Here is a 26722-nt window from a genome sequence, read left to right as displayed (position 1 = left end):
CCTTCTTCCTACCGCATCGGTTCAGGCGTGACCGCGGACATAGTGCGCATATTCCTCCGGAAAATGCCGCAGGGTGCCCCCGACCGCGTTGCCTGCCGTCTGCCCCAGCCCGCAGAGAGAGGTCAGGCGCAGGCTGCGGGCGAGTCCCTCCAGACGTTGCAGGTCCCCGGGCCGCCCCTGGCCCTCAACGATCCCGCCAAGGAGGCGGGCCATCTGCTGGGTCCCGATGCGGCAGGGGGTGCACTTGCCGCATGACTCGTGACGGTAGAACTGGGCCGCGCGCGCCGCAACCCGCACCATGTCTGTGGCTTCATCCATGACGATCACAGCGGCCGAGCCGAGCATGCTGCCGGCCCGGCGCAGGCTGTCGTAGTCCAGCGGGATGTCCAGGTCCGCCTCGGTCAGCAGCATGGTGGACGGCCCTCCGGGGAATGCCGCCTTGAAGCGGCGTCCGGGGCGCAGGCCACCGGCGTAGTCGAAGGTCAGCGAGCGCAGGGTCACCCCCAGCGGCGCTTCATACACCCCGGGCCGGGCCACGCAACCGCTCACAGAGAACAAGGCGGGAGGTCCCAGCGACCTGTAGCGCTCCGGCCCCAGCGTGATGATCGCAGGGAGGTGACATAGAGTCTCCACATTGTGGACCAGCGTCGGCTGGCGGTAGAACCCGGCCTGCGCCGGGAACGGAGGCCGGACCCGCGGTAGGGCCGGGCGGCCCTCCAGGGACTCCAGCAGCGCCGATTCCTCGCCGGCGATGTAGGCACCGCCTCCGGAGTGGACCACGATCTCCACCGAGTGGGGGCTGCCGAAGATGCCGTTCCCGACGAAGCCGGCGGCACGGGCCTGGGCCAGGGCGTTCTCCAGCAGCCGGCGACCGGCGGCGAACTCCCCGCGCAGGTACACATATGCCTTGGCCGCGCCAATGGCCACTGCGGCAATCAGGATACCCTCGATCAACAGATGCGGGCACCCCTCGAGCAGCGTCCGGTCCTTGAAGGTGCCGGGTTCCCCCTCGTCGCCGTTGGCCACCAGGAACTTGACTGGCGCCGTTCGCGGGATGAACTTCCATTTCTGTCCGGCAGGAAATCCGGCACCTCCTTTGCCCCGCAGGCCGGAGGCCGTCACCTGTTCGATCACCTGGTCCGCAGTCAGCTCGGTGGCCACGCGGCGAGCCGCTTCGTAGCCGCCCGCCCGGCAGTAGGCGTCCAGGTCGCGCCCAGAACCATCGCCGATCCACTTCAGCAGGATCGACCCATCTGGAGGGCGCCTGCCTCCCAATGACGGTCCCGGTCTGGGCGCCCGTCCGGCACGGCCGCCGAGGATCCCGGCCACCTCCTCCGCCTTCACCCCTGCCCACAGCTCCTCGTCCAGCATCAACACCGGGGCTTCGTTACAGGCGGCCAGACACTCTGCAACCTGCAGTGTGAACTCTCCGTCCGGAGTGGTCTGGCCTGTACGGATCCCCAGTGTGTCCTGCAGGCACTCCAGTATGGCCGTGCAGCCGGCGAGCATGCAGGAGATGCTGGTGCAGACGCGGACGGTCTTGCGCCCTGCGGGTCGCAGGGTCAAGAGGTTGTAGAACGAAGCCGCAGAGACCACCTGGGCCAGGGGCAGGTTGAGCGTCTGGGCAACGGCTGCCAGCGCCGGGGGCGAGAGGTATCCCGACTCCGCCTGAGCCACGAAGAGTGCCGGGAGCAGGGCGGAGCGGGGCTGCTGGTAAAGCTCGCTCAGTCGGAGGATCTCCTGGCGCGCGGCCTGGCTCAGCTCTGCGACCTCAGCCGTAGCCGTCATCGTCCACCCACCTGCGCCGCGGCGGCAGCCGCGGCCGCTGCCCGTACGACGTTCCTCATCAGCAGGACGTTGGTCACCGAGCCCACGCCTCCGGGCACCGGGGTGATGGCCCCGGCCACCTCCTTCACCTCCTCGAAGGCCACATCGCCCACCGTCTTGCGCCTGGGGCGTCCCTTCTCGTCCACCACGGGATTGCCGGATGCGTCCAGCACAGGGATCATGTTGATCCCCACGTCCACCACAACCGCCCCGGGCTTCACCATGTCGCCTTTGATGAACTCCGCCTTCCCCATGGCCACGATGAGTATGTCCGCCCGCCGCGTGTGCGCCGGCAGGTTGCCGGCCCGCCAGGTGAAGGAGTGGACGGTGGTGGTGGTGGCGTTGCGCTCCAGGGCCAGGAAGTAGGCCGGCTTGCCCACGATGTTGCTGCGCCCCACGATGACCAGCTCCTTGCCCTCGAAGACGGTCTTCGGGTCCAGACCCTTCCGGGCGAAGTACCGCTCCAGGAGCACATAGCAGGCCCAGGGGGTGGCCGGGTAGACGGAGGGCTGGCCCAGGGCCAGCCTGCCCGCGTTGATGGGGTGTAGACAGTCGATGTCCTTGGCCGGGTGGAGGGCCTCCAGAACCGGCCCCTCCATCCCTTTGGGCAAGGGCCGCAGAGGGAGGATCCCGTGCACCCCCGGGTCCTGGTTGAGGGCGCGCACACTGGTCAGAACGTCCTCCAGGGGCGACTGCCCGGGCAGGGTGACGTCGCGGTAGGCCAGCCCTACCTCTGCCGCCAGGCGCTCAATCTGGCGGCGGTACATCTTCGCCCCGTAGTCCTCACCCACCAGCACCGTAGCCACACCGGGAGTGGTGTCCCGCTCTGCCAGCGCCGCCACCTCCGCCCGCAGCTCCGCCTTCAGCTCCTCGGCGATAGCCGCCCCGTCGATGACGTCCGCCACGCTCCTCACCCCAGCTTCTCGTAGGTGAACCGCAGCACCTGGTCGCGCACGCTCCGGATCGCCTCCAGGTCCTCCTGGATCTCCGCCCACAGGGGTTCGGTGAAGGCCGGATCACCGATCGGTCCCAGGTTGATGCGCACGTTCAGCGCGGCGCTCTGCGCGGCCGCCTCGGCCAGGACACCGGCAATGGCGGCATCGGTGATCACCTGCGGGTTCCCTTTCTCCGCGGTCTCCCGGCTCCAGCCCGCCACCTCGCGGCACAGCCGGACCACCTCCCGGGGCGCAGCCGTGGCCTGGCGCAGGGCCTGCTGGATGGCCTGCTTGCGCGCAGCCTTCTCCTCCTCGGTCTGACGCGGCAGTCGGTAGGCATCCATCACCCGCCGGAAGGACTCGGCGTCCTGGTCGACGGCCGCCAGCAGGGCGGCGCGCAGGGATTCGGCCCGGCTGCGCGCCTGTTCCATCTCCTGTTGCACCGCTGCGAACTTCTCCTTGCCCAGCGTCAGGTTGGCCACCATGCTGACCAGGGCCGCACCCGTGGCCGCAGTCAGCGCGGCCGCCGCCCCTCCGCCTGGCTCGGGGTCCGCCGAGGCCAGCCGGGCCAGGAACGCGTCGACGGACATCTCGGGGTACATACTCGCCTCCTCAGATCAGCCCGCGCATACGCAGCAGCGGCCGAGGGTCCACCAGCAGCCGGTCCAGCGCCGCCTGTGTCTCCAGACCGAAGGCCAGAGCCACCAGCTGCGTGAAGAAGAAGACCGGCATGGCAGGAAGTTCAGCAACGCGCACCGCCTCCTCCTGGCGGACGTCCAGGTTGTGCTGGCACAGAGGGCAGGCCACCGCCAGCGCCTCCGCGCCGGCCGCCTGGGCGTCGGCGAGGATACGGCCGACCAGGTCGACGACCAGGTCCGGCCGCACCAGTGCATGCCCCGCGCCGCAGCACTCGGTCTTGTACGACCAGGACACCGCCTCCGCTCCCAGAGCCTCGACCAGCTCCTCCATCTCCCTGGGGTTCTCCGGGTGGGTGGCCCCGGTAACCTGCGGCGGCCTGGTGAGGAGGCACCCGTAGTAACAGGCCACGCGCAGCCCGCGCAGCGGCCGCCTCACCCGGGAGCGGATGGCTGCCGTCCCGACTTCCAGGAAGGTGTGCAGCAGGTGCTGGACCCGCAGCCCGCTGGGAGCCCGATCCGGGACCTCAGCCTGGGCGTGGCGCAGGCGGGAGAAGCAGGCCACGCAGGGGGCGGTAACGGTGGAGAAGCCGTCCCGCGCCGCCAGCGCCAGGTTCGCCAGCGGCAGCTCCACGGCCAGCCGGTGCGACCACTGGTGCGCGGCGGTGGTCCCGCAGCAGCGCCACCCCTGGATCTCCTGGAGCTGCAGGCCCAGGGCCGCACAGGTGGCCCGGGCGGAAATGTCGTACTCGCGGGCGCTGGCGTGCAGGGCGCAGCCGGGGTAGTAGGCGATGGCCCCTGCCGGGGCCGGACGGCGCACCGCGCGGCCCGCCCGCTCGGGGAGGAGGCGGAGCTTCCCCGCGCGCAGCATGCGCAGGGCCATCTGTCGCTGGCGCAGGGGGCGGCGGGTGCGCAGGTTGATCTCCAGCCCCACGCCGGCCTCGTAGAGGCGGCCGAAGAGGTGGATGGAGCGCACCGCCGCCTGGGTGAAGATGGGCGCTTCCGGCACGGCGGCGCGCACGCGCCGTCGCCTGGCCGCCATGCGCAGCGCGTCCATGACCCGGGCCAGGTCGATCCCCTGGGGGCAGCGGGCCGTGCAGGCCTGGCAGCAGGCGCAGATCCAGAAGCTGTTGGCGGCCAGCAGCCGCTCCTCCCGCCCCAGCTGCAGCGCGCGCACCACGGCGTGGGGGGCCAGATCCATGACTCCGGCCAGCGGACAGCCGCTGGTACAGACCTTGCACTGGAAGCAGAGCGAGAGGTCCTGGCCACTCTCCCGGCGGACCTCCTCGGCCAAAGAGAGCCCGGGGCGTCCAGGCCCGGTTGTAGCAGCCCCACCAGGGGCAGCAGCACGTCCAGTGGTGGTAACCCCTAAAGTGCTCACGGCGCCACCTCCGCCCGCGCCCGGTTCAGGGGCGAGGGCCCCAGCGCGGTAATGCGCGCGGTCATCTCCCTGGCCACCTCGGCGAAGCGCGGCCCCTGCGCCGAGGAGAGGTTGAACATCTCCAGGCGCTCTCCACCGATGCCGGCCTCGTCCAGCAGGGCCTTCAGGCGTTGCACCCGGCTCTTTGCGTGCAGGTTGCCCACCTGGTAGTGGCACTGTCCTTCCAGGCACCCGGCGACGAAGACCCCGTCGGCGCCGTCCTCGAAGGCCCGCAGGACGTAGAGGGGGTCGATCGCCCCGGTGCACGGCAGGAGGACGACCCTCACATTGGGCGGGTAGGAGAGGCGCATCACGCCGGCCAGGTCGGCCGCAGCGTAGGCGCAGTAGAAGCAGCAGAAGGCGACGATCTGCGGCTCAGCTGGCATGGGCGGCCTCCGGCGCCCCCAGGAGCGCGTCGATCTTGGCCAGCATCTGCTCCCGCGTGTAGTGGGTCAGGGTAAGGGCGGCCCCGGGGCAGGCGGCCACGCACAGACCGCACCCCTGACAGCGCGCCGGGTCGACCACCGCAATGCCGTCTCCGTCGAAGGAGACGGCGTCGTAGGCACACAGGCGCAGGCAGGTCAGGCAGGAGGTGCAGCGGTCCCGGTCGACCGTGGCCACCACGCCCCCCACCTCCAGGCTGTCCCGCCACAGCAGCGTCCCCGCGCGGGCAGCGGCGGCCAGGGCGCTGGCGACGGCCTCCCCCACGGGCTTGGGGTAGTGCGCCCCCCCGCAGAGGAAGAGCCCTTCGCTGGCGAAGTCTACAGGGCGCAGCTTCACGTGGGCCTCGAGGAAGAAGCCTTCCGCGGTCGCAGGGATTTTGAAGGTCGTGGAGAGCTCGTCCGCGCCTTCTGCGGGTATCAACGCAGGGGAGATGATCAGCCGGTCCGCCTTCAGGGTGACCTCCTCCCCCAGGGTCTGGTCGCGCACCGTCACCGTGATCCCCTGCGGCGTGCGGGAGATCTGCGGCGGGTCGTCCGGCGCGTAGCGGAAGACCTGGACGCCGGCGCGGCGCGCCTCCAGGTAGACTTCCTCCCCGAACCCGTAGGTGCGGATCTCGCGCGCCAGGATAGCTACCGAAGCCTGCGGGTGGGCGCGGCGGTAAGCCAGCGCAGCGGCCAGTGACTGGGCGCAGCAGGTGCGGCTGCAGTAGAAGGGCATGCGATCCCACGGCCCGGCGCACAGCAGCATGACCACCGATGCGGCGGCGCCGCCGTCCGGCGGCGCCGCCCCGGCCAGCTCGCGCTCGAACTCCGCCAGGGTGAGCACTCGCGGGTCCTCGCCCACGCCGTAGGGGACCGGCCGCCACTCCCGCAGGCCCGTGGCCACGATGGTCGCTCCGTGTCTTAGGACCCGCTCGCCCCCCGGCCCGGCCACCGCGGTCTCAAAGTTACCCACCGTGCCCCGGGAGGCGACCACCTGGTGCCCGGTGAGCACCGTAATCAGAGGGTGGGCCGTCACCCGGTCGACCAGGGCCTGCAGCGCGCTCCCCGGGTGGGAGCCGTCCCAGGTTACCAGAGGAGCCCGCAGCCGCCCGCCCAACGCGGGCTCCCGCTCCACCACCGTCACCGGGAAGCCCTGGTCGGCCAGGTTGAGCGCGGCGGTGAGTCCGGCGATCCCCCCGCCGATGACCAGGGCCTCGTGCCGCACGGGCACGGGGACCTTGTGCAGCGGGGCGAGTCGCGCCGCCCGGGCCACCGCCGCAGCGATCAGGGCCCGCGCCTTCTCCGTGGCCGCAGCCGGGTCGGCCCCGTGCACCCAGCTGCACTGGTCACGGATGTTGGCCATCTCGAAGAGGTAGGGGTTCAGCCCGGCCTCGCGCAGCGCCTGGCGAAAGATGGGCTCGTGGGTTCGGGGGGTGCAGCTGGCCACCACCACCCGGTTGAGGTGGTCTGCGGCGATGGCCTGCTTGATCCGCTCCAGACTGTCGGCGGAGCAATTGTACAGGGAGGTCTCCGCCAGCACCACTCCGGGCAGCGTGCGGGCAGAAGCGGCCAGGCCCTGCACGTCCACCACTCCGGCGATGTTGGAGCCACAGTGACAGACAAAGACGCCGATGCGCGGCTGTGGGTCCAGCACCATCTCCGGCGGGTAGACCTTGGGGTTGATCTGCGTGCCGCGCGCCGGCGCCAGGAGCGCCAGGGCCGCTGCGGCGGCGGCGCTGCCCTCCACCACCGAGTCGGGGATGTCCTTGGGGCCGCGGAACCCCCCGGCGACGAAGACCCCCGGGCGTGAGGTGCGCACAGGACTCAGAGAGGCGGTGGCGGCGAAGCCGTATTGGTTCAGGTCGACCCCGGCGGTGCGGGCCAGCTCCGCGGCACCGCGGGGGGCGGTCAGGCCCACGGAGAGGACCACCAGGTCGGCCTCTTCCTCCCGCACCTTCCCGTTCTCCTCCACGCGGAAGCGCAGGTTCCTCGTCCGCGGGTCTTCCCGCAGTACCGCCACTCGCGTGCGCACGTAGCGGACACCCTGCTGCTTCGCCCGCTCCACGTAGGCGTCGAAGCCCTTGCCGAAGGCGCGCATGTCGGCGTAGTAGACGGTCACCTGGGCCTGCGGCAGGTGCTCGCGGGCCAGCATCGCCTCCTTGGTGGCGTACATGCAGCACACCGCGGAGCAGTAGCGGGTGCGCTGGTCGCGGGACCCGACGCACTGGAGGAAGGCGATGCGCTTCGGTTCCGTCCCGTCGGAGGGACGCCGGATGTGGCCCTGGGTGGGGCCGGAGGCGGAAAGCAGCCGTTCGAACTGTGGCCCGACCAGGACGTTGGGGAAGCGACCCACCCCGTAGGCCTCCGCTTGGAGGGCATCGAAGGGCTCCACCCCGGCGGCGAGGATGACCGCGCCCACCCGGTAGGTCTCCACTCGCTCCTGCTCGGCGTGGTTGATGGCGTTCCGTTTGCAGGCCAGGACGCACTCCAGGCACTCGGCGCAGACACCGCAGGCCAGACAGCGCGAGGCCTCCCGCCGCGCCTCCTCCTCCGTGAAGCCCCGTTCCACCTCCATGAAGGAGGCGCGCCGCACCTCCGGCGGCAGGACGTGCACGGCCAGGCGCGGCTGCCGCCGGATCTGCCCGCGGGCCAGGCGCGTGGCTATTTCCTCAGGGGTCAGCTTCGCCACCCGGACGGCCTGTTCGGGCTGGAGGGCGATGCCCCGCAGGTAGGCATCAATGCCCCGCGCCGCCCGGTGGCCGGCGGCGATGGCGTCCACGACGAAGGCCGTCCCCGTGGTCACGTCCCCGCCGGCGAAGAGGCCCGGATACCCGGTGGCCTGGGTGAGCGGGTCCACCTGCAGCGACCCCCAGGGCGTGGTGGAGATCCCCTCCAGCCCCCGCACCAGGTCCAGGTCCGGGGCCAGGCCGATGGCGAAAACGATGGTGTCCGCCTCCAGCAGGTGCTCGCTGCCCTCGACCACCTCCAGGTGGAGGCGCCGCGCCTCGTCGAAGTGCATGGAGCGGACCCGGCGGCAGAGGAGGCCGGTCGCGCGACCGTCTTGCTCGACGACCTGGACGAACGCCGTCGAAGGATGGACCTGCACGCCTTCCTCCTCGGCCGCCGCAATCTCCCACGGGTGCGCCGGCATCGCTTCCCGCGCCTCCGGGCAGGCCACGTGCACCTCCCGCGCGCCCAGCCGCAGGCAGGTGCGGGCCACGTCGAAGCCCACGTTGCCGCCGCCCAGCACCAGCACCCGCTGGCCCAGGGGTACGGGCTTGCCCAGGCGGTGGTTCTGCAGGACGTCGGTGCTTACCAGCACGCCCGGCAGGTGTGCGCCGGGGAGGGGCAGCCTGCGCGCGCGGTGCGCCCCCGTGGCCAGGAAGACGGCGGCGTACCCGGCGGCAAAAAGCTCGCGCACGTGGCCTACGCGGGTGTTGCAGCGCAGCTCCACCCCCAGGTCCAGGATGTCGGCGATTTCCCGCTCGACGATGGGCGCAGGCAGGCGGTGCTCCGGGATGCCCACGCGCATCATCCCCCCGGGCACCGGGAGGGCCTCGAAGACGGTGACCGCGTAGCCCAGCGCCGCCAGGTCTCTGGCCGCAGTCAGGCCGGCGGGCCCCGACCCCACCACGGCCACCCGCTCAGCGCGCGTGGGGGTCAGGCGGGACACCGGCTGACGGGGTAGAGCGTAGGCCCAGTCCGCCACGAAGCGCTTGAGGGCGGCGATGTTCACCGCCCCGTCCACCTGACCACGCGAGCAGGCGTCCTCGCAGCGGTGGTTGCAGACGCGCCCGCAGATCCCCGGAAAGGGGTTGTCCATGCGGATGACGCGGAACGCCTCCGCGTAGCGCCCCTGGGCCACCAGTGCCACGTACCCCTGCGCCCGCTGGTGGATGGGGCAGGCGTCGCGGCAGGGGGAGCGGCCGCGCTTTTCGATGGCGTAGGCCCCGGGGACGGCCTGCGCATAGAGCCGGTAGACGGCCGTGCGCGCTGCCAGGCCGCCGTCGAACTCGCTGGGCACCCGCACCGGGCAGACGGCGGCGCAGTCGCCGCAGCCAGTGCACAGGGCAGGATCGACGAACCGGGGCCGGCGCCGCACGGTGGCGCGGAAGTCCCCCGGGACTCCCTCCAGACGTTCCAGCTCCGCCAGCGTCAAGATCTCGATGTTGGGATGCCGCCCCACCGCCCCCAGCTTGGGGGAAAGGATGCACATGGCACAGTCGTTGGTGGGGAAGGTCTTGTCCAGCGTGGCCATGCGCCCGCCGACGGCCGGGGCGCGCTCCACCAGGTAGACCTTGATCCCCGCGTCGGCCAGGTCGAGGGCCGCCTGGATACCGGCGATCCCCCCGCCCACAACCATGACCGCACCCACCGGGAGGGTGCGATCCGCCGCGGGCGCGCCCTCCTGTCCTTCCGGCACCGACAGGCTCACCTGACACCGCCTCCGGGCGGGTTGCTCACGTCACACGCCCCCCGCGGGCCGCTCGGGTCATGCCGCCTCCGCCGGGACGGGCAGGCCACTTGCCTCCAGCACGCGGGGGATGAGGTGCTCCCACCCCATGGCCATGATGTGCACCCCGGCGCAGGAGAGCCGCAGCTCGCGGATCAGCCGGGCGGCGATGGTCACGCTGGTCCCCTCCCGGTCTTTGCTCCCCTCCAGCTCCCGGATCAGCTCCTCGGGGACGCGGATGCCGGGGATGTTCTGGTTCATGAAGCGGGCCATGCGGGCGGACTTGAGGAGGATGATGCCGGCGATCACCGGTACCCCGAATCCCCGCGCCACCTCCATGAAGGCGGCGAATCGATCCAGGGCGAAGACGGCCTGCGTCTGGAAGAACTGCGCGCCCGCCCGCACCTTCTTCTCCATCTTGAACAGTTGCGGTTCCACCGGCTCGGCGCAGGGGCTGACCACCGCGCCCAGGAAGAATCGCGGGGCCCCCGCCAGCTCGTGGCCCGCCAGGTCGTGTCCCTCCATCAGCGCCCGCGCCGCCACCAGCAGGGTGACCGCGTCCAGGTCAAAGACGGGTTTGGCCTGGGGGTGGTCGCCCAGGCTCACGTGGTCGCCGGTGAGGCACAAAACGTTCTCGATGCCCAGCGCCGCAGCGCTGAGCAGGTCCGACTGCAGAGCAATCCGGTTGCGGTCGCGGCAGGTCACCTGGTAGATGGGTTCCAGGCCGCGCTCCGCCAGGAGGTGGCAGAGGGCGAGTGAGCCCAGACGCATCACCGAACTCTGCTGGTCGGTGACGTTGAAGGCCGTCACCCGCCCCCGCAACTGTTCCGCCTGCCGCAGGGCCTCCTCCACGGCGGTGCCCTTGGGTGGCTGGGCTTCCGCCGTGACCACGAACCGGCCGCTGGCCAGCGCTTCCCGCAGCGTCATGTCGCCCCCCGTCCCCCGGGATCCCGGACGAACCCGCGATTCCACAGCAACCGCTGGGCGCGCCCCGGGCCGACCGGCAGATGTGTGGACTGCTCTAGAACAGTCCCACCACCCTTCGCGTCTCCAGGTCCAGGTCCACCTTGGTGGCCGCCGGGACCTTGGGCAGCCCCGGCATGGTGCGCATCTCCCCGCACAGCGGATAGAGGAACCCCGCACCCACCGACGCCCGGATGTCCCGGATGGGCAGGCGGAAGTTCCGCGGCCGCCCCTTCAGGTTCGGATCGTGGGAGAGGGAGAGGTGGGTCTTGGCCATGTTGATGGGAAGCCTGTCGTAGCCCAGCCTGGTGTAGAGCCTGATCTTTTGCTCCGCCAGCGGCTCGTAGTCCACCCCGTCCGCGCCGTAGACCTGCGTGGCGATGGTCTCGATCTTCTCCTTGATGGACGCCTCCAACGGATAGAGGAAGCGCATCTCCGCCCCCGACTCCGCCGCCCTGATCACGGCGCGGGCCAGTTCCAGGGCACCCAGGCTGCCCCGGGCGTGGTTGTCGGTGGTCACCGCGTCCATGGCCCCTGCGGCCAGCGCCGCCTCCCGAACCACCTCCACTTCCCGGTCGGTGTCGCTGGGGAAGAGGTTGATGGCCACCACCACCGGCAGCCCGTGCAGCCGCATGTTCTCCACGTGCTTGGCCAGGTTCTCGCAGCCGCGGCGCACCGCCTCCACGTTCTCGCTGACCAGTTCCGGGGGCAGGGGCCGGCCGGGGATGACCCGGCCCACCCCCCCGTGCATCTTTAGGGCGCGGATGGTGGCCACGATTACCGCGGCGTTGAGCTTGAGGCCGCTGTAGCGGCACTTGATGTTGATCATCTTCTCCGCGCCGCAGTCGGCGCCGAAGCCGCTCTCCGTGACCACGAAGTCGGCCAGCTTCAGGGCGATGGCGTCGGCCACGATGGAGTTGTTGCCGTGGGCGATGTTGGCAAAGGGCCCGGCGTGCACGATCACCGGAGTGTTCTCCAGGGTCTGGATGAGGTTGGGCATCAGGGCGTCCTTGAGCAGGACGGCCATGGCGCCCGCCGCCTTCAGGTCCTCGGCGGTCACCGGCTCTCCGTCCTCGGTGAAGGCCACGACGATGCGCCCCAGCCGCTGCCGCAGGTCGCGCAGGTCTTTGGCCAGCGCCAGGATGGCCATAACCTCGCTGGCCACGGCAATGTCGAAACCCGCCTGCCGCGGCCGGCCGTCCTCCTTGGTCCCCAGCCCGATGATGATGTTGCGCAGCGCCCGGTCGCTTATGTCCACCACCCGTGGCCAGGTGATGGTGTAGGGGTCGATGCGCAGCTCGTTGCCGTGCATGATGTGTGCGTCCAGCATGGCCGCCAGGAGGTTGTGAGCCGCAGCCACCGCGTGGATGTCACCGGTGAAGTGGAGGTTGAAGTCCTCCATGGGCACGGCCTGAGAGTAGCCTCCGCCGGCGGCGCCCCCCTTGATGCCGAAGGTCGGTCCCATGGAGGGCTGGCGCAGGGTGTTGATGGTCTTGCGTCCCAGGCGGTTCAGGGCCATGCCCAGGCCGATGGCCGTGGTGGTCTTGCCCTCGCCCAGGGGCGTGGGGGTAATGGCCGTGACGGTTACGTACTTGCCGTTGGGCCGGTCCGCCAGGCGGTCCAGGACGTCCAGGTGGATCTTGGCCTTATACTTGCCGTAGAGGTCCAGGTCGTCCTCGGACAACCCCAGCCGCCGCGCCACCTCCACCACCGGCAGTAGGATGGCCTCCTGGGCGATCTCCAGGTCGCTCTTCATCACAGGGGGGATCGGGGCTACTGCGCTCATACAGGTCCCTCCTCAACGTAGATTCGGACGTCCTCGCGGAGCACGCGCCGCGGCGGCCCTACCGCGGCCAGGGACCAGTCTTTGGGTCCCAGGATCTCGCGCAGGGATTCCAGTGCGTCCAGCTCCTTCAGCCGCTGGAAGATCATCAGCCAGCCGCAGTCCACCGTCGGGTCCACCTCACACTTGCCGTCGCGGTATCCCCCGCAGGGGCCGTTGAGCAGCCCCTTGGAGCAGCGGGTAATGGGGCAGATGCCTCCGGTGCGGTCCAGGACGCATTCCCCGCAACCGCGGCAGCGCTCGGCCCACCACCCCGGCTGCAGGGTGACGCCCATGAACTTGGTGTCCAGCAGCGGGAAGACGCGGCGCTGGGGAAAGGTCTCCGCCAGCAGCTGGACGCCCGCGCCGCAACCCATGGAGAAGACCGCCTCTGCCGCCTCCACCTGGGCGGCCAGCGGCAGGAGGAACTCCCGGTCACACTGCCGGTGCACGGTGGCCTCCGCCACTTCCACGGGGTTGTCCGCACGCCGGCGCGCCATGCGTACCTGGGAGCCGAGGACAGCCACCTCACGCGCGCCGCCCGCCAGGCAGACAGAAACGCAGGTGCCGCAGCCCACTACCAGGACCCTCCGGTAGGGAGCCATCATCTTCAGGATGGCTTCCAGGGGCTTGCGCTCGGCGACGATCATCCTAGGCCACCTCCGGGGTGGCGCCGGCGGCGGCCCGCCCTGCCCGCCGCTTCCAGGCCAGATCGGGCGGCGCCGGCAGCCGCTTCAGGTGCGCCCGCACCGGGCCGGCCACGTGGAACGACCCGGTGACACAGACCAGATCGTCGACCGCAGCCTGGCGCATGGCGAACCGCGCGGCGTCCACCGGATCGTCCACCACGTGCACCTCCCGCACCCACGGGCGGAACGCCTCCGCCACCTGGGCCGCGGGCAGCGTCCGCGGGTCTTCCGCCCTGGTAGCCACCACGCAGCGCGCCCGCGGACCGATGATGCGGGCGATCCCCACCAGGTCCTTGTTGCCCAACAGGCCGATCACCAGTACCAGGCGGTGCCCGCGGAAGGTCTCGTCCAGGGCGGCACGCAGCGCGCGGAAGGAGACCGGGTTGTGCGCCACGTCCACCACCACCAGCGGGTGGCGGCGCACGATCTCGATGCGGGCGGGCCAGCGCAAGCCGGCCAGGCCGGCGCGCACCGCCCCCTCGGGGATGGCGAACCCCACCTCCCCCAGCAGCTCTGACGCGGCCACGGCCGCCGCCGCGTTCAGAGCCTGGTGGCGGCCGATCAGGGGCACCAGCAGGTTGCGGTAGCGCTTCCGGCGGCCGACGACGGTGCAGCGGAGCCCCTGGGCGGAGACCCGCACCGTGCGGTAGCGGATCTCGCGGCCGACCCGCACCAGCGTCGCCTCCTGGGCGGCGGCGGTCTCCTCCAGCGCTTGCAGCGCCGCCGGTGGCTGGGGGACTGTAACCACGCGCCCGCGGGGGCGGATGATCCCGGCATCCTCCATGGCGATGGCCCGCAGGTCGTCTCCCAGCAGGTCGGTGTGGTCGTAGTCGATGGTGGTAATCACGGCGACCACCGGCTCCACCACGTTGGTGGCGTCCAGCCGACCGCCGATGCCCACCTCCACCACCGCCAGGTCAACGCGACAGCGGGCGAAGTGGAGGAAGGCCAGGGCGGCGGCCACTTCGAAGTAGGTGGGCGGCCAGCCCGGCCCCCCCGCGCCGTGGGCGATGGCCGCCGGGATCTCCGCCATCAAGGCTGTCACCTCGCGGGGGGTGATCAGCTCGCCGTTGACGCGGATGCGCTCGCGGAAGTCGACCAGGTGGGGCTTGGTGTAGAGTCCGACGCGCAGGCCGGCGGCCTGGGCCATGGCCGCCAGCATGGCCGCCGTGGATCCCTTCCCCTTGGTCCCGGCCACCAGCACCGCGGGAAAGCGCCGCTCCGGGTGGTCCAGCAGGGCGCAGAGGTGGCGCATCCGCTCCAGCTTCAGCGGGCTGTAGGGCTGGGACGTGCGCGGCCGCTCGCCCAGCAGCCCGTAGATGTAGGCCAGCGCCTCCTGGTAGGTCACCGCGGCTCCATGCCTCGCTCCCGGATCTCGGACGGCCGCGGCGGAGGCAAAACGGTCATCTCTCCCTCCAGCACGACGACGCCGTCCTGGTTCTTGCACAGGGTGCGCAGGCGCGCGCGCCCCCGGGAGGGCAGGACCTCCACCACCTCGACGAAGGCGGTGATGGCGTCGCCCGGCCGCACCGGCGCCGTGAAGCGTAACTCCTGATGCTCCAGGATCGTGCCCGGTCCGGGCAGCTTGGTGCTGATCACGGCCACCACCAGCCCCGTGGTGAGGATCCCCGGGGCGATGCGCCCGCGGTAGCGCGTCCCGGCGGCGTAAGACTCGTCCACGTACAGGGGGTTCAGGTCCCCCGTGATGCCCACGTACAGGTGAATGTCGGCGTCGGTGACGATCTTGGTGATGGCGGCGCGGTCGCCCACCGCCAGCTCGTCCACCGTCTTGCCCAGGGCCAGCCCGGTCACTGCGCTCACCTCCCCTCCACCGGCTGCGGCCGCGCCTGCAGGTAGCCCTCGCAGTAGATCTCCTGGTTGAGCAGGATGCTGGCGGTGCGCATCACGTCCATCAGGTCCCGGTCCAGGGGGTCCAGGATGGCCGCGTCGCACCCGCAGGCCTGGGCCATGGCCAGATAGGTGCGGTTGATCAGGCTGCGGTTGGTTGTCCCCTGCGAGACGTTGGAGAGGCCGATGATGATGTGTGGAGCGGGCTCGCAAAGGGTACGGAACGCGGTCATGGCCACCAGCGCCTCGCGGCACTGATCCTGCGCCGCATTCACCGGGAGGACGATGGGGTCCAGGTAGAGGCGGTCGGTGGGGAAGCCGGCCTCCATAGCCCGGGCCACGATGGCCAGGGCAATCTCTGCCCGGGCCGCGGCGTTGCGGGGGATGCCCCGTTCATCGATGGTCAGGGCGATGAGCTCCGCGCCGTACTCCTGGGCCAGAGGCAGGAGCACATCCAGCTTCTCCCGCGCGCCGGTGGTGGAGTTGATCAGCGCCCGCCCGCTGCAGGCGCGCAGTCCGGCGGCGATGACCGCCGGCCTGGGGCTGTCGATGGAGAGGGGGACGTCGGTGACTTCCTGTACGGTCTGCACCAGCCAGGTCATCACCTCGGCCGGGTCCTCACCGGTGGGGCCGGTGTTGATGTCCAGGGCGTGGGCTCCGGCAGCCACCTGGCGACGCGCCAGGTCGGCGATGGCGTCAGCGTCCCGCTCCCGGATGGCCCGGGCCACCGAGCGGAACATGCCGTTGATGCGCTCGCCGATGATAAACACCTTCCTCGCCTCCCTACGCTTCCGCCGGGACCGCGGTAAGGTCCGCGATCACCCGCCTGACCGCCGCCACCGACGTCGGATGCAGCAGCACCACTATGTCCGCGCCCGCCTGGAGGAAGGCGGCGGCGGTAGCCGCCTCCCAGGCCGGACCCCGCTGCGCCGCCGCGCCCCAGGCCGGCATCGCCTGCTCCGGCAGGCGGGCCTCCTTGGCCTTCCACGCCTCAGAGCCGATGATGGCCGCCATGGGCTGGGCCAGCATCTTGTCCCCCTGCAGCCCGGCCAGGCGGATGCGCTCCATGATGGAGTACTCATACTCCAGGCCGTAGCCCAGGGAGGCGGTGCCGGGGTGCAGGACGATCCGATCCGGCGGCAGCCCCATTTCGGTGATCAGGATGTTGAGTTGCTTCTGGATGTTGATGTCGATGGGGGCCTCGGCCAGGACGTTGTGCCCGTCCGCCAGGCAGGCCACCACCAGGGTCTTGTAGTTCTCGGGGACGGCCACACCGATCAGGCAACGCTCGCCCCTGGCCGCCTCGGTCACCCGGGGCCAGACCTCGTTGTCCTTGTCGGCGTGCCCGCAGCCCAGGATAACCAGCGGCACCGGCACCGCCTCCAGCACCGCCCGCACCGTGGCCACCGCCTCCTCCGGGGGGGCGTCCTGGCCGTCGGGGTGGGGTGAGGCCAGGCGCAGGCAGACCAGGTCGGCGCCGTAAACCTCCACGCACTTGCGCGCCCACCGGGCGGGTGAGTCCACCACGTCAGCCAGCGGCTCCCGCAGGTGTTCCGGCCAGTCCGGCGGCACCGCGTCCAGCACCTCCATGGCCACCAGCGGCCGGTTAGGGCTGGGGGCGTCGCCGGCGAATGGAAGGGCGGTGTGCCCGCCGATGGTCAGCGCCCGATCCCGCGTCCCCCCCTCCGCGGGGGTGGCGCCGATGGTCACGCTGAAGACCTTTCCCGGCCAGCGCTCCCGCATTAGCTCCACAGGCATGCGCTCACTCCTTCCCGCTCTCTGAGGCCGCGCTCACGTCTTCCCGCCTCCCGCAGCGGCGACCAGCCGGCGGCTGACTAGCTCGGCCAGGGCGGTGAGCACCTCCGCGTCCAGATACCCTTCCACCGAGCCGTCGAAGACCACAGAGACGCTGGGGGGAAACTCCTCGTCCCCGCGCCACAGCACGTAGGCGATGGGGACGCGGGGCAGCGCCGGGATGCGCACCGCCACATCCCCCAGCGTCAGGGGCTCCCCGTCCAGCGCCCGCGCCGCCGTAAGCAGCCGCTCCGGCGCTGGACCGAAGGTCTTCAGAATCGGCTGCACCACCCGGCTGCGGAAGGAGGCCAGGTAGCCGGCGCCGCCGGGAAGCTGCTCGAAGGAGATCCACTCCCCACGCTCCAGGACCCCCGTGGCCTCCAGCAGGTAGAGCAGCAGGAGGATGGCCACGGAGACGTCCGCCGGGCCGCCCCCCGCGTCCAGCACCATCCCGTCCGGATAGGTGACGACGTAGTCCCGCCCGGCGCATCGCAGGGCCAGCCGGCCCTCGCCCAGGAGGACAGCGCCGCTGCGGCCGGCCAGGCGGGCCGGGGAGTGCTGGCTCAGCCGTGCCCGCAGGCCCTCGTAGGTGGAGAAGTAGACGCTCACCGCGCCACCCCCGCACCGTGTACCGTGGCCAGCATCGTCTCCACCGCCACCACGGCCGGGGCGTCGTCGGGGAGGTCGAGCAGGGGGCGCCCTTCCAGATCGCAGGCGGCGACCTGGGGGTCCTCGGGAATGGTCCCTGCCAGCCGCAGCCCGCTTGCCGCGATCTCCTGGGCGACGTTCGGGGGGACGGCGTCGGCGCGGTTCAGCACCAGGGCCATCTCCCGTACCGCCAGGTCCAGCTCGCCCACCAGCGCCTGGATGCGGCGGGCAGCGCGCAGACCGCCTGGGGTAGGGGCGCTGACAATGAGGAGGAGGTCGACGTCGCGGGTGGTCCGCCGGCTGAGGTGCTCCATGCCGGCGGCGTTGTCCATGACCACGTAGGGGTAGCCGGCTGTCAGCCGGTCCAGGTGCTCCCGCAACAGGTGGTTGGCGGCGCAGTAGCACCCCGCCCCTTCAGGGCGCCCCATGACGATCAGGTCCACGCCCCGTCCCTCCGCCAGGCAATCCGCCAGCTGGTACTCCAGGTAGACCGTCCGCGGCATATTGCCGGGCACCTCGCGCATCCCCCTGGTGGCGTCCAGGACGTCGGAGATGGTGCGGGCGGGTCGCAATCCCAGCGCGGCATCCAGGGTGGTGTTGGGGTCGGCGTCCACGGCCAGGATGGGGACGCGGCCCGCCCGGCGCAGCCCGCGCACGATCAGCGCGGCCAGAGTGCTCTTCCCTGTTCCTCCCTTTCCGGCCACCGCGTAGACGAAGGGCATCCCGGCACCTCAGACCTGCATCCCCAGCTCCGCACAGGCGCGGGGGAAGCGGGCACAGTCCGTGTGGGGCAGGAACATGGCGGAGACGTACTCCTCCATGAAGGCCGGGTCGGTGGAGAGCTCGCGGTAGGTCATCTTCTGCGCCACCTCCACGGCGCGCCGCCACACCTCGTATGAGAGCAGGGTCATCTTGGCGCCGGCCACCGAGCCGTTGCCAATGAAGACCACCCGCTCGGGGGGGACGTCGGGCAAGAGGCCGATGCGGATGGCCTTTCGCACGTCCAGGTAGGTGCCGAACCCACCGGCCACGTAGACGCGCTGGATGTCTCCCATGGCGATCCCCAGCCGTCGGGCCAGGAGGGCGGCGCCGGCGAAGACGGCAGCCTTGGCCCGCAGCAGGTTCTCGATGTCGGCGGCGGTGAGGACGATGTCCGCCCCCGTGGCGGTCTGGGACGCGGGGACCACCAGCACCTCCAGGCCGTCGGGACCCCGGCGGACTGGCGGAGCATCCGCCACCAGCCGCCCTCCCCGGTCCAGATAGCCGGCCCGCAGCAGCTCGGCCAGCAGGTCCACCAGCCCCGACCCACACAGGCCTCGGGGCCGGGCGCCCCCGATGGTGGTCCAGGCCAGCGTCCCCTGGGGGGTGACCTCCACCCGCTGGATGGCCCCTCGGGCCGCGCGCATCCCCCAGGTAATCCCGCCACCTTCGAAGGCGGGCCCGGCGGAGCAGGCGCAGCAGACCAGGAACTCCCGGTTGCCGATCACCGTCTCGCCGTTGGTGCCCACGTCGATGAGCATGGACAGCTCCTCGCTGCCATCCATACCGGCGGCGAGCACGTCGGCGGTGATGTCCCCGCCCACGTAGCTGGAGACTCCCGGCATGGTGGCCACCAGGGCCCGGGGGTGGATGCGCAGCCCCACTTCCCCCGCCCGATAGGTCAGGGAGGCAGTGGCCGCGGGGATGTAAGGCTCGCGGCGGATCTCCGCGGGAGGCAGCCCCAGCAGCAGGTGCAGCATGGTGGTGTTGCCGGCGCAGACTGCGCCGATGATCTCCTCGCGTCCGACGCGGTGCACCTTAGCCAGCCCGCCGATCAGCAGGTTGATCGTCTCCAGGGCGGCGGTGCGCAGCCGCTCCAGGCCGGCCGGCTCCCCGGCGTGGATGATCCGGGAGATGACATCGTCGCCGTAGGGGATCTGGCGGTTCAGAGCGGCCGCCGCCCCAAGCGTCGTCCCGGCGGTCAGGTCCACCAGGTGCACCACCACGGTGGTGGTGCCCACGTCCACGGCCACCCCGAAGGCGCGGGGGGCCGCCCCGGGCCGCAGGTCTATCAGCTGGTAGCCGCCATCAGCCCGCGCCAGGAGCGCCGTGACCGTCCACTCCCCCTGGCGCACCACCCGGGGCAGGGCACGCAGCACCTCCAGGGGGATGGTCACCTCGCGGATGTTGCGTTGCCGCCGCAGCTCCCGGGTGAGGCGCTGCATGTCGCTGACGCTGTCGTGCAGCGTGGGGACGGGGAGGTCCAGGGGGAGGGCAAAGGCCAGCGGGCTGGGGACGAAAAGACCGGCGGCGCGGGGCAGCGCCATCTGCTCCTCCGGAATGGGCAGGAACGGCCCGATCCCCCGCTCCGCCCCGGTGAGGATCTGCTCCCCCTCGATGCGCGAGGCGGAGGGCACCTCCACCACCACGTCCCCGCGCACCCGGGAGAGGCAGGCCAGGACCGCCCCGTCCACCCGGCCCGCCGCCTCCACCTCCAGATCCCCGCTCAGCACGTGCATGCGGCAGCGCTGGCAGATCCCCCGCCCCCCGCAGACGCTGTTCAGCGGGATGCCGGCGGCAGCGGCCGCATCCAGCAGGGTCTGCCCCGCCTCCACGGTCACGCTGCGTCCGTCTGGCTGGAAGGTGACGGTCGGTGGCGCTTCCACCGAGTTCATCTCCCTAGGAGGCCGCGGTGGCCACCTGCTTCCAATGCGTCCGCAGGAAAGCCGGGATTCCCGCCGACTCCCGCGGCCCTACCATGACCTGCCAGCCGCACAGCTCCTCCAGCTTGCCGCTGATGGCGGCCACACCCCCGGGGATGATCAGCCGGCGGTGCTTCACCCGCTCGGCGATGCCTGACGACTCCACCGTCTTGGCGATGGTCTCGGCGTTGAACTTGTCCGCCGCCCACGCCGTCATCACTGACTGGCCCTCCGTGTTCACCACCACCATCCAGGCGGGGAGGCGGCTGGCCTCGGTGTCTGCCTCCACCGTGAAGTAGGTGAGGGAGAAGTTGGTGGTGACCAGGACGGGCGAGTCCGCATCAGGGGCACCCACGGTGTGGATCCCCGGCTCCACCTGGATAGGCTTCTGCGGGTCGGTGTAGATGTTCTGGCGCGCGGTCACCAGCGCCAGCGCCTGCCAGGGCTGCAGCGCTGGCGTAACCACCACCGCTGCGTACTTGCAGATGTACGCCGTCCCTTCCACCACCTGGGTCAGGGGGTCCTCCGACGTCACGAAGGCCAGGGCCGGGTAGCCCAGAGGGCGGAAGAGCTTGCGCAGGGCCAGGCGGCGAATCTGGGTGAGGTCTGCCAGGGTGGCCGCCTGACCCCGCGCACCGCTGTCCAGCAACAGGTCGCTCACCCCCGCCGCCATCAGCCGGGGGGTCAGGTCGGCCAGCTCCTGCAGGTCCTGCCCCCGCACGGCCAGGGGACAGCCGTGCTTCCTGGCCACCTGGGCCATGGCCTCCCAGTTGCTGGCGGTGGCGGCGTAGAGAACCGGTCGGCTGGCCGCCACCGCGCTGGCCGCGGCGTCCAGCACAGACGGGTCGTCGCTGCACAGGAGCAGCGCCAGCCCGGCAGCGTCCGCCTCCCGAGCCGCGGCAACAAACGGCTCGGCGCCGTCGGCGTGCTCCAGGGCCACCGCCTCCACCCGCAGTACCTGCCCCACCCGCTCGAACTGCAGCGACGCCACCCGCTGCAGCTCCGCCCGCAGCTCCTCCGACGGCCGGTCCGCCTGCAGGCGCACGGCGATGGCCGGCGGGTGGTAGAAGGTCTCTTCGTGGCGGAAGAGCACGGTCTCCCTCCCCAGCTCGATCCGCCGCCCCGGGGGACCAAAGGCAACCAGACGGATGGGCGGCGCCGCGGCACCGGCCAGGGTGGCCTTGGCGTCATCGCTGGCGTAGGGGCAGGCATCGATGGCCGCCTTCTTGGTGGCCAGCTGCATGGCGAAGGCCAGGCAGGTGGGGAAGCCACACTCCCCGCAGTTGGTTTTGGGCAGAAGCTTGTAGATGTCCAGCGCGGTCAGCGGCATCCATTCACTCCACAGATTGGCCTGGCGAATTTGCCGGGACCACGAATCCTCGCCGGGCCGGCATCCTGGATCCCGCAGTCACAGCAGTGCGGGCATGGCCAGCGCCGGATGCCCCACGCGCTCCAGGTGGGCCCGCAGCTCCTCCACGGTGGTGGCCACGGTCTCGTCGGCGATCTTGTCCACCAGCGTCTCGTCACCCAGCTCCCGCGCCCGCACCAGCAACCGGTCCCGCAGCGCCTCCTTCAATTCCCGGGGCATCCACACCAGGCGAGGGAACCCGCCATCGGCGGGGATGAACTTCCGGCTGGTCAGGTAGAGGCGGCCTACCCCCAGGAACCCGGGGGTTTGCACTCCGCCCCCAACCATCCCCGCCAGCGTGCTGAAGGTCATGCCCACCGGGGTCATCCCCGTGTACTCCCGGTTGACCACCATCACCCCGTTCACCTCGGGGACCAGGGCCATGATGCACTCGAAGCAGCCGCAGGAGGTCATGGGGAACTGGATCATGGAGTAGAGGCTGACCTGCTCCACGGTCTTGTTGGACTTGGCGTAGACGAACTGGTTGATGCTCTCGTACATCCCCAGGACAGGGTCGAGGCAGGCGCCCTTTTCCACCGGCTGGTTGGGTCCGGCGGGGTTGATCTCGTACGAGGCCTTGCCGTCCAGCCAGTTGTAGGCGCCGCACAGCCCCAACCGCTCCGGGGTAATGATGCAGACGTGGTTGGGCGCATAGGACTGGCAGAGGGTGCAGGAGTAGAAGACGTCCACCGTCTCGTCGGTCATGCCGGCCACGCGGGCATCCCGCTCGTCCCACACCGCGCGCGCCTCCTCCAGGATGCGCAGGATCGCCTCCGGCTCCGAGTAGATGGTCACCTGCACTTTGTCCACCAGCGCCGGGTACTCTTCGTGGTACTTGGCGTAGAGGATGTCCCCGAAGTGGCGCAGGCGGAACCCCGCCTTGAAGGTGTCCTGGCTGATGCGGATCCAGGGGATGTCCCGCTGCCCGATGTGCATGACACCCATGGCCCCGTTGATGAAACGGTGGATCTGACGCTCCAGGATGGGTTCGAAGTCCTTCTGCAACTTGCGCCCCGCCACTTCAACCAGAATTCCCAGGGGCATGGCCCCGCCCACCTGGGCGGTGTCGATGTCCGGCCCGATGACCTCGATGCGCCCGTCCTCCACCTCGGACATCTCCCGCCCCCGCAGGTACTCGAAGGCCGGAGCCAGCTGTCGTCCGAACTCCACGTGCAGCTGCTCCTTGCGCACACGCTCCCCTTCGAAGGCGGCGCTGTAGGGGACGGGGATGGGCACCCTGGTGATCTTCAGCTTCAGCCCGCGGACCTCGATGGCCCTGGGCACCAGCTGGTCGTGGGGGACATTGCTCACCACGTGCTCGTAGGTGCAGATGCCGCTGGGCAGGATCTGGGGGATGGGGGTGTCGGCGATGACGGGGAAGCCAAAGTTGATGGCTCCCGCCGCAGTGGCGTACTTCTCCTCGTCTACCTCGCCCAGGGCTAGCACGAAGGCGTGGACACGAGCCTTGTTGTACAGGAGGATCTCCCGCGCCTTGAGCAGGTCGCCTGGGGTGATGCCGCCAAAAGTCATGGCCGCGCGGGCGGCAAAGTTGAGGGCGTGGACGGTGGCGCTGGTCTCCTTGCCGTAGGGTACCAGGTAGGTGTCCCAGCTCATCTCCACCCCGGCTTCCGCCAGCTGCTCCGCCATGCTGGCGCCGTTGGTGTGGCTGGAGAGGAAGACCAGAATGTTGCGCTCCTGCAGCTCGCGGGCCAGGCGCACCGCCGCCTCCACGGTGGGCATGGCCCCCACGCAGGCGGCGAACCCGGGCATGCGCCCGTCCACCAGCTTGATCCCCTGCGTGCGCAGGATGGCGTCGTCGGTGAATCCCAGCCAGATGCCGCCCGGCGGCCCCTCTGTGGCGTACCGGATGGCCTCGATGATCTCCTGGGCGATCAGGGTGGCCACTCCCGCATCCAGGGCGTCGCCCAGGTAGGGGAGCCACAGCCGGTCGGTGGGGACCGACGGCAGCAGGGAGCGGGCGATGCGCAGCGGCTCCCGCGCCTGCTCCAGGGTCCTCACCTTTATGCCGGTGAGCGCGTAGATGAGCGGCAGGTAGAAGGCGGTATTGGGGAACTCCAGCCGCATGCCGCCCCCGTGGGCCTCCATGGCGGCGGCCAGCCGGTGCTCCGCCTCCTCCACGTACCCGTGCGCCCCCTTGATGGCGGCGGTGGCGATGATCCGTGACATCGCATCCCTCCTGCGGCTCACTCACTCCCAACACCCGCGCTGCGAACTCTGCGGGCCGCGGGCCTTCCTGAGGTGAGATCTCCCGGACATCTCCTAGGCCCCCACGGGAACAGCCTCGTACATCATCGGCCGCAGCTTCAGGGCCTGGCGCTTGCGGTCCAGGTGGGCCACGATGAGCTGCGCCGCCTTTGCCGGGTCGGGCTCGAAGGCGAATTTCCCGCCCACCAGCCCCTCCAGCTCCTCGGTGACGAAGTGGGTGAGGGCCTCGCTGCCCAGGATGTTGAAGGGGGAGCCCAGGACGGTGAAGATCCCCGAAGCTACGGCGTAGAACCCGATGGCGATGGCCTTCTCCGACCACCACCCCGGCGCGGCCGCGGCCACCGGGAGCTCGTCGAAGGAGCGGCCGATGCCGCCCTCCTTCACCATCTCCATGCAGGCGGTGAGGATGCGGCTGTTATCCACGCATGACCCGGTGTGCAGGACCGGGGGGATGCCGGTGGCCTCGCAGATCTCCCGCAGCCCCCTCCCGGCATGACGGAAGGCCGCCTCAGGCTGCAGCAGCCCCGCTTTACCGCAGGCAATGGCCGAGCAGCCGGTCTGCACCACCAGGACGTCGCGCGCCAGCAGCTCGTAGACCAGGTCCAGGTGCCCCTGGTCCTGCACCTGCTTGGGGGAGTCGCACCCCACCACGCCCACCACGCCGCGGATGCGGCCGGCGATGATGCCGTCATTCAAGGGACGCCAGCCCCCGCGGTAGCGTCCACCCAGGATGTGGGTGATGGACTCGGTGGTGAAGCCGGCCACCACGTCCATCTTGTGGTCGGGGATGACCACGCGGCCGGGATCACGGCGGGCGTAGTTGGCCACGGCGCGGGCCACGATCTGGCGGGCCACCTCCGGCGCACGGTCCTCGGAGAGCTCGATGTGTACCATGCCGGGGAAGCGCGCCTGGCGTGAGGTGGCGATGAGCTCGGTGTGGAAGCAGGAGGCCACATCCACCAGCCCGGGCATGATGCACTGCACGTCCACCAGGAAGGCCTCCACGGCGCCGGTTACCAGGGCCAGCTCCTGCTGCAGAAAGTTGCCGGCCAGGGGGATCCCGCGGCGCATAAGGATCTCATTAGCGGTGCAGCAGATGCCCGCTACGTTTATCCCGCTGGCTCCCAGCGCCCTGGCCTGGGCCAGCAGCTCCGGGTCCCCGGCGGCATCGGCTACAGCCTCGGCCAGTTGCGGCTCGTGCCCGTGGACCAGGATGTTCACCTGATCGGCCCGCAGCACGCCCAGGTTCATCTGGGCGCGCAGTGGCCGGGGGGTGCCGAAGAGCACGTCCTGCAGGTCAGTGGCGATCATCGAACCTCCCCAGCCGTCGGCCAGGGCGCTGCGCATCCCCGCCAGGACGATGCTGCGGTAGTCGTTGTCCACCCCCATGTTGGTGCGATGCATCACCTCTACGATCTCCCGGTCGATTCCCCGGGGGATGATGCCCAGGCGCTGCCAGATCTCCTGCTGCCGGGCTGGGGCGCGGCGGGCGAAGGCCACCGGCCCCTCCTGCCGGCCGAACTGAGCCAGGCAGGCTAGGGCCACCTCCTGTGCCACCTCGTTGACCGGGCGGCCGTCCTGGGCCACACCCAGCTCCGTCGCCAGGGCGCGCAGCTTGCGCTCGTCCCTGACCCCGTAGCCGGGGGCTTCACCCCGGGCTGCCAGCAGCAGCAGGTGGGCCACGCCCCGGCCGTGATCGGAGTGGGCGGCCGACCCCGCGGCCATGTCCCGCGCCAGGCGGCGCGCGGCCACGGTGTCGATGCCGGCGCCGCATACCCCCACCTGCGGCCGCTTGCTCCCGGGCAGGCCCAGGTTGCACGGCCCCAGGTGGCAGATGGTGCAGCAGATCCCCAGCTCACCCACCCTGCACTGGGAGCCCAGGGCGGCATAGCGGTCCCAGATGGTGGGAATGCGTTGGGCTCTGGCACGTTCACGGATCTCGAGGCTGGCCGGGTCGGTGCGCACGGACCGCTGCCCTTCGTAGGTCATACGTTCACCCTCCGTTCGCATCGCGTCTGCAGGGCGTCCACCAGCCGTGCTGCCGCCGCGGCCACAGCAGCGTCGGCTGCGGCGGCCCGCTCCCCCGCCCGCTCCGCCCGGGCCAGGGCCTCGCTGTAGGGGATGGTGGCGACGAGCTCGCTGTCCTGCAGGCCGGAGGCAATCCAGCTCTCCTCCTCCGGCCCGCGGACCTTGTTGGCCACGGCGAAGGTGCGGGGGATGCCGATCTCCCCGGCCAGGCGTCTGATGCGGGCCGCCGTCTCCAGGCTGGCCCGGCTGGCGTCCACTACCACCAGCAGGGCGTCGGCGGCCTGGGCGCTGCGCCTGCCCAGGTGCTCCAGGCCGGCCTCCAGGTCGACGACCACTGCCTCGTTGCGCTCCAGGACCACGTGGTCCAGCAGACGGCGCAGCAGGACGTTCTGCGGGCAGGCGCACCCGGCCCCGCCACGGCTAATGGCTCCGGCCACGATGAGCTGCACTCCACCAAAGGTGGCAGCGACGCGCTCCACCAGGTCGTCCACGCGGGGGTTGAGGCGGATCAGGCCCCCCGGGGGGCCCACGCGCTCCTCGATTTCGGCCCGCAGGTCCAGCAGCGAGACAGGAGGCGGGAGGGGGAACCCCAGCAGGGCGGCCAGGGTGGGGTTGGGATCGGCATCGATGGCCGTAACGCGGAACCCCCGCGCCGCCAGCTCAGAGGCCAGGAGGGCGGACACCGTCGTCTTGCCGACGCCGCCCTTGCCGGAGACCGCCAGCTTCATCGCGGCACCATACGCCGGCGCGCTCGCCTGCTGGTACGGGCTGCCGCGGGCGCATGCCCCCGGGCGCGCCACGCGGCAGTCTCCCCAGAGGCATTATCCGGGTTGGAAGCCGTCGCCAGGTATCGAATAGGCGGCTGATTTGTATCGGGTGCGAAGAGTAGGTCGGCATCCACTCAAGGGACCAGGAGTAAA

20 protein-coding genes are annotated in these 26722 nt (G+C 70.9%); all 20 read right to left on the bottom strand.

Annotation, left to right across the window (positions count from 1 at the left end; translation table 11 throughout):
* Positions 1-21 precede the first annotated feature (21 nt).
* The 20 genes from QN152_01215 to QN152_01120 all read right to left on the bottom strand — a co-directional run bounded on the left by QN152_01215 (position 22) and on the right by QN152_01120 (position 26530).
* The gene (locus QN152_01215) at positions 22-1788 is read right to left on the bottom strand and encodes an NAD(P)H-dependent oxidoreductase subunit E (GenBank protein ID MDR7538138.1); all 1767 of its coding nucleotides are present in this window, start codon (positions 1786-1788) and stop codon (positions 22-24) included.
* On the bottom strand, positions 1785-2741 hold the full coding sequence (locus QN152_01210) for a tetrahydrofolate dehydrogenase/cyclohydrolase catalytic domain-containing protein (GenBank protein ID MDR7538137.1): 957 nt from the start codon (positions 2739-2741) through the stop codon (positions 1785-1787). The genes QN152_01215 and QN152_01210 overlap by 4 nt, the downstream gene beginning before the upstream one ends.
* Positions 2738-3364: a cyclodeaminase/cyclohydrolase family protein gene (locus QN152_01205; GenBank protein ID MDR7538136.1), complete on the bottom strand. Its 627-nt coding sequence runs from the start codon at positions 3362-3364 to the stop codon at positions 2738-2740. The genes QN152_01210 and QN152_01205 overlap by 4 nt, the downstream gene beginning before the upstream one ends.
* 10 nt (positions 3365-3374) lie before the next feature.
* A complete protein-coding gene (locus tag QN152_01200) occupies positions 3375-4691 on the bottom strand; it encodes a heterodisulfide reductase-related iron-sulfur binding cluster (protein MDR7538135.1) in 1317 nt (438 codons plus the stop codon).
* Positions 4692-4774: 83 nt separating this feature from the next.
* On the bottom strand, positions 4775-5203 hold the full coding sequence (locus QN152_01195) for a hydrogenase iron-sulfur subunit (protein ID MDR7538134.1): 429 nt from the start codon (positions 5201-5203) through the stop codon (positions 4775-4777).
* Complete coding sequence (locus tag QN152_01190; protein MDR7538133.1) at positions 5193-9677, bottom strand: FAD-dependent oxidoreductase; 4485 nt, start codon at positions 9675-9677, stop codon at positions 5193-5195. Before QN152_01190 ends, QN152_01195 begins: the two co-directional genes overlap by 11 nt.
* Positions 9678-9734: 57 nt before the next feature.
* The gene (locus QN152_01185; GenBank protein MDR7538132.1) at positions 9735-10622 is read right to left on the bottom strand and encodes a methylenetetrahydrofolate reductase; all 888 of its coding nucleotides are present in this window, start codon (positions 10620-10622) and stop codon (positions 9735-9737) included.
* 94 nt (positions 10623-10716) lie between these two features.
* Positions 10717-12414: a formate--tetrahydrofolate ligase gene (locus tag QN152_01180; protein ID MDR7538131.1), complete on the bottom strand. Its 1698-nt coding sequence runs from the start codon at positions 12412-12414 to the stop codon at positions 10717-10719.
* 26 nt (positions 12415-12440) lie between these two features.
* Entirely contained in the window at positions 12441-13130 is a 690-nt protein-coding gene (locus QN152_01175; GenBank protein ID MDR7538130.1) for a methylenetetrahydrofolate reductase C-terminal domain-containing protein, read from the bottom strand.
* Between the two features lies 1 nt (position 13131).
* On the bottom strand, positions 13132-14517 hold the full coding sequence (locus QN152_01170) for a Mur ligase family protein (protein MDR7538129.1): 1386 nt from the start codon (positions 14515-14517) through the stop codon (positions 13132-13134).
* Complete coding sequence (locus tag QN152_01165) at positions 14514-14990, bottom strand: MaoC family dehydratase (GenBank protein ID MDR7538128.1); 477 nt, start codon at positions 14988-14990, stop codon at positions 14514-14516. Before QN152_01165 ends, QN152_01170 begins: the two co-directional genes overlap by 4 nt.
* Positions 14987-15787, bottom strand: coding sequence for a dihydropteroate synthase (locus QN152_01160; protein MDR7538127.1), 801 nt, complete (start codon positions 15785-15787; stop codon positions 14987-14989). Before QN152_01160 ends, QN152_01165 begins: the two co-directional genes overlap by 4 nt.
* Positions 15788-15800: 13 nt before the next feature.
* Positions 15801-16775, bottom strand: a complete 975-nt coding sequence (gene cdhD, locus QN152_01155; GenBank protein ID MDR7538126.1) for a CO dehydrogenase/acetyl-CoA synthase subunit delta — start codon at positions 16773-16775, stop codon at positions 15801-15803.
* Positions 16776-16808: 33 nt separating this feature from the next.
* Positions 16809-17420: a DUF3786 domain-containing protein gene (locus QN152_01150; protein ID MDR7538125.1), complete on the bottom strand. Its 612-nt coding sequence runs from the start codon at positions 17418-17420 to the stop codon at positions 16809-16811.
* The gene (locus QN152_01145; GenBank protein ID MDR7538124.1) at positions 17417-18181 is read right to left on the bottom strand and encodes a carbon monoxide dehydrogenase; all 765 of its coding nucleotides are present in this window, start codon (positions 18179-18181) and stop codon (positions 17417-17419) included. Before QN152_01145 ends, QN152_01150 begins: the two co-directional genes overlap by 4 nt.
* A 9-nt stretch (positions 18182-18190) precedes the next feature.
* Positions 18191-20104: an ASKHA domain-containing protein gene (locus QN152_01140; protein MDR7538123.1), complete on the bottom strand. Its 1914-nt coding sequence runs from the start codon at positions 20102-20104 to the stop codon at positions 18191-18193.
* Positions 20105-20117: 13 nt separating this feature from the next.
* Complete coding sequence (gene acsC / locus QN152_01135) at positions 20118-21470, bottom strand: acetyl-CoA decarbonylase/synthase complex subunit gamma (GenBank protein ID MDR7538122.1); 1353 nt, start codon at positions 21468-21470, stop codon at positions 20118-20120.
* A gap of 78 nt (positions 21471-21548) precedes the next feature.
* A complete protein-coding gene (gene acsB / locus QN152_01130; GenBank protein MDR7538121.1) occupies positions 21549-23735 on the bottom strand; it encodes an acetyl-CoA decarbonylase/synthase complex subunit alpha/beta in 2187 nt (728 codons plus the stop codon).
* Positions 23736-23828: 93 nt separating this feature from the next.
* On the bottom strand, positions 23829-25763 hold the full coding sequence (cooS, locus tag QN152_01125; GenBank protein MDR7538120.1) for an anaerobic carbon-monoxide dehydrogenase catalytic subunit: 1935 nt from the start codon (positions 25761-25763) through the stop codon (positions 23829-23831).
* Positions 25760-26530, bottom strand: a complete 771-nt coding sequence (locus QN152_01120; protein ID MDR7538119.1) for an AAA family ATPase — start codon at positions 26528-26530, stop codon at positions 25760-25762. The genes cooS and QN152_01120 overlap by 4 nt, the downstream gene beginning before the upstream one ends.
* Positions 26531-26722 lie beyond the last annotated feature (192 nt).

This window comes from Armatimonadota bacterium (assembly GCA_031459715.1).
Classification (GTDB): domain Bacteria; phylum Sysuimicrobiota; class Sysuimicrobiia; order Sysuimicrobiales; family Humicultoraceae; genus Humicultor; species Humicultor tengchongensis.
The sequence above is the reverse complement of the archived record's forward strand: the minus strand, read 5'-3'. Positions and strand labels throughout refer to the sequence as shown.

What these genes read in the sequence shown, in the direction of transcription:
- QN152_01215 (MDR7538138.1), bottom strand. Translation starts at nt 1,788, where the DNA reads ATGACGGCTACGGCTGAGGTCGCAGAGCTGAGCCAGGCCGCGCGCCAG.
- QN152_01205 (MDR7538136.1), bottom strand. Translation starts at nt 3,364, where the DNA reads ATGTACCCCGAGATGTCCGTCGACGCGTTCCTGGCCCGGCTGGCCTCG.
- QN152_01195 (MDR7538134.1), bottom strand. Translation starts at nt 5,203, where the DNA reads ATGCCAGCTGAGCCGCAGATCGTCGCCTTCTGCTGCTTCTACTGCGCC.
- QN152_01185 (MDR7538132.1), bottom strand. Translation starts at nt 10,622, where the DNA reads ATGACGCTGCGGGAAGCGCTGGCCAGCGGCCGGTTCGTGGTCACGGCG.
- QN152_01180 (MDR7538131.1), bottom strand. Translation starts at nt 12,414, where the DNA reads ATGAAGAGCGACCTGGAGATCGCCCAGGAGGCCATCCTACTGCCGGTG.
- QN152_01175 (MDR7538130.1), bottom strand. Translation starts at nt 13,130, where the DNA reads ATGATCGTCGCCGAGCGCAAGCCCCTGGAAGCCATCCTGAAGATGATG.
- cdhD (MDR7538126.1), bottom strand. Translation starts at nt 16,775, where the DNA reads ATGCCTGTGGAGCTAATGCGGGAGCGCTGGCCGGGAAAGGTCTTCAGC.
- QN152_01145 (MDR7538124.1), bottom strand. Translation starts at nt 18,181, where the DNA reads ATGCCCTTCGTCTACGCGGTGGCCGGAAAGGGAGGAACAGGGAAGAGC.
- acsC (MDR7538122.1), bottom strand. Translation starts at nt 21,470, where the DNA reads ATGCCGCTGACCGCGCTGGACATCTACAAGCTTCTGCCCAAAACCAAC.
- acsB (MDR7538121.1), bottom strand. Translation starts at nt 23,735, where the DNA reads ATGTCACGGATCATCGCCACCGCCGCCATCAAGGGGGCGCACGGGTAC.
- cooS (MDR7538120.1), bottom strand. Translation starts at nt 25,763, where the DNA reads ATGACCTACGAAGGGCAGCGGTCCGTGCGCACCGACCCGGCCAGCCTC.
- QN152_01120 (MDR7538119.1), bottom strand. Translation starts at nt 26,530, where the DNA reads ATGAAGCTGGCGGTCTCCGGCAAGGGCGGCGTCGGCAAGACGACGGTG.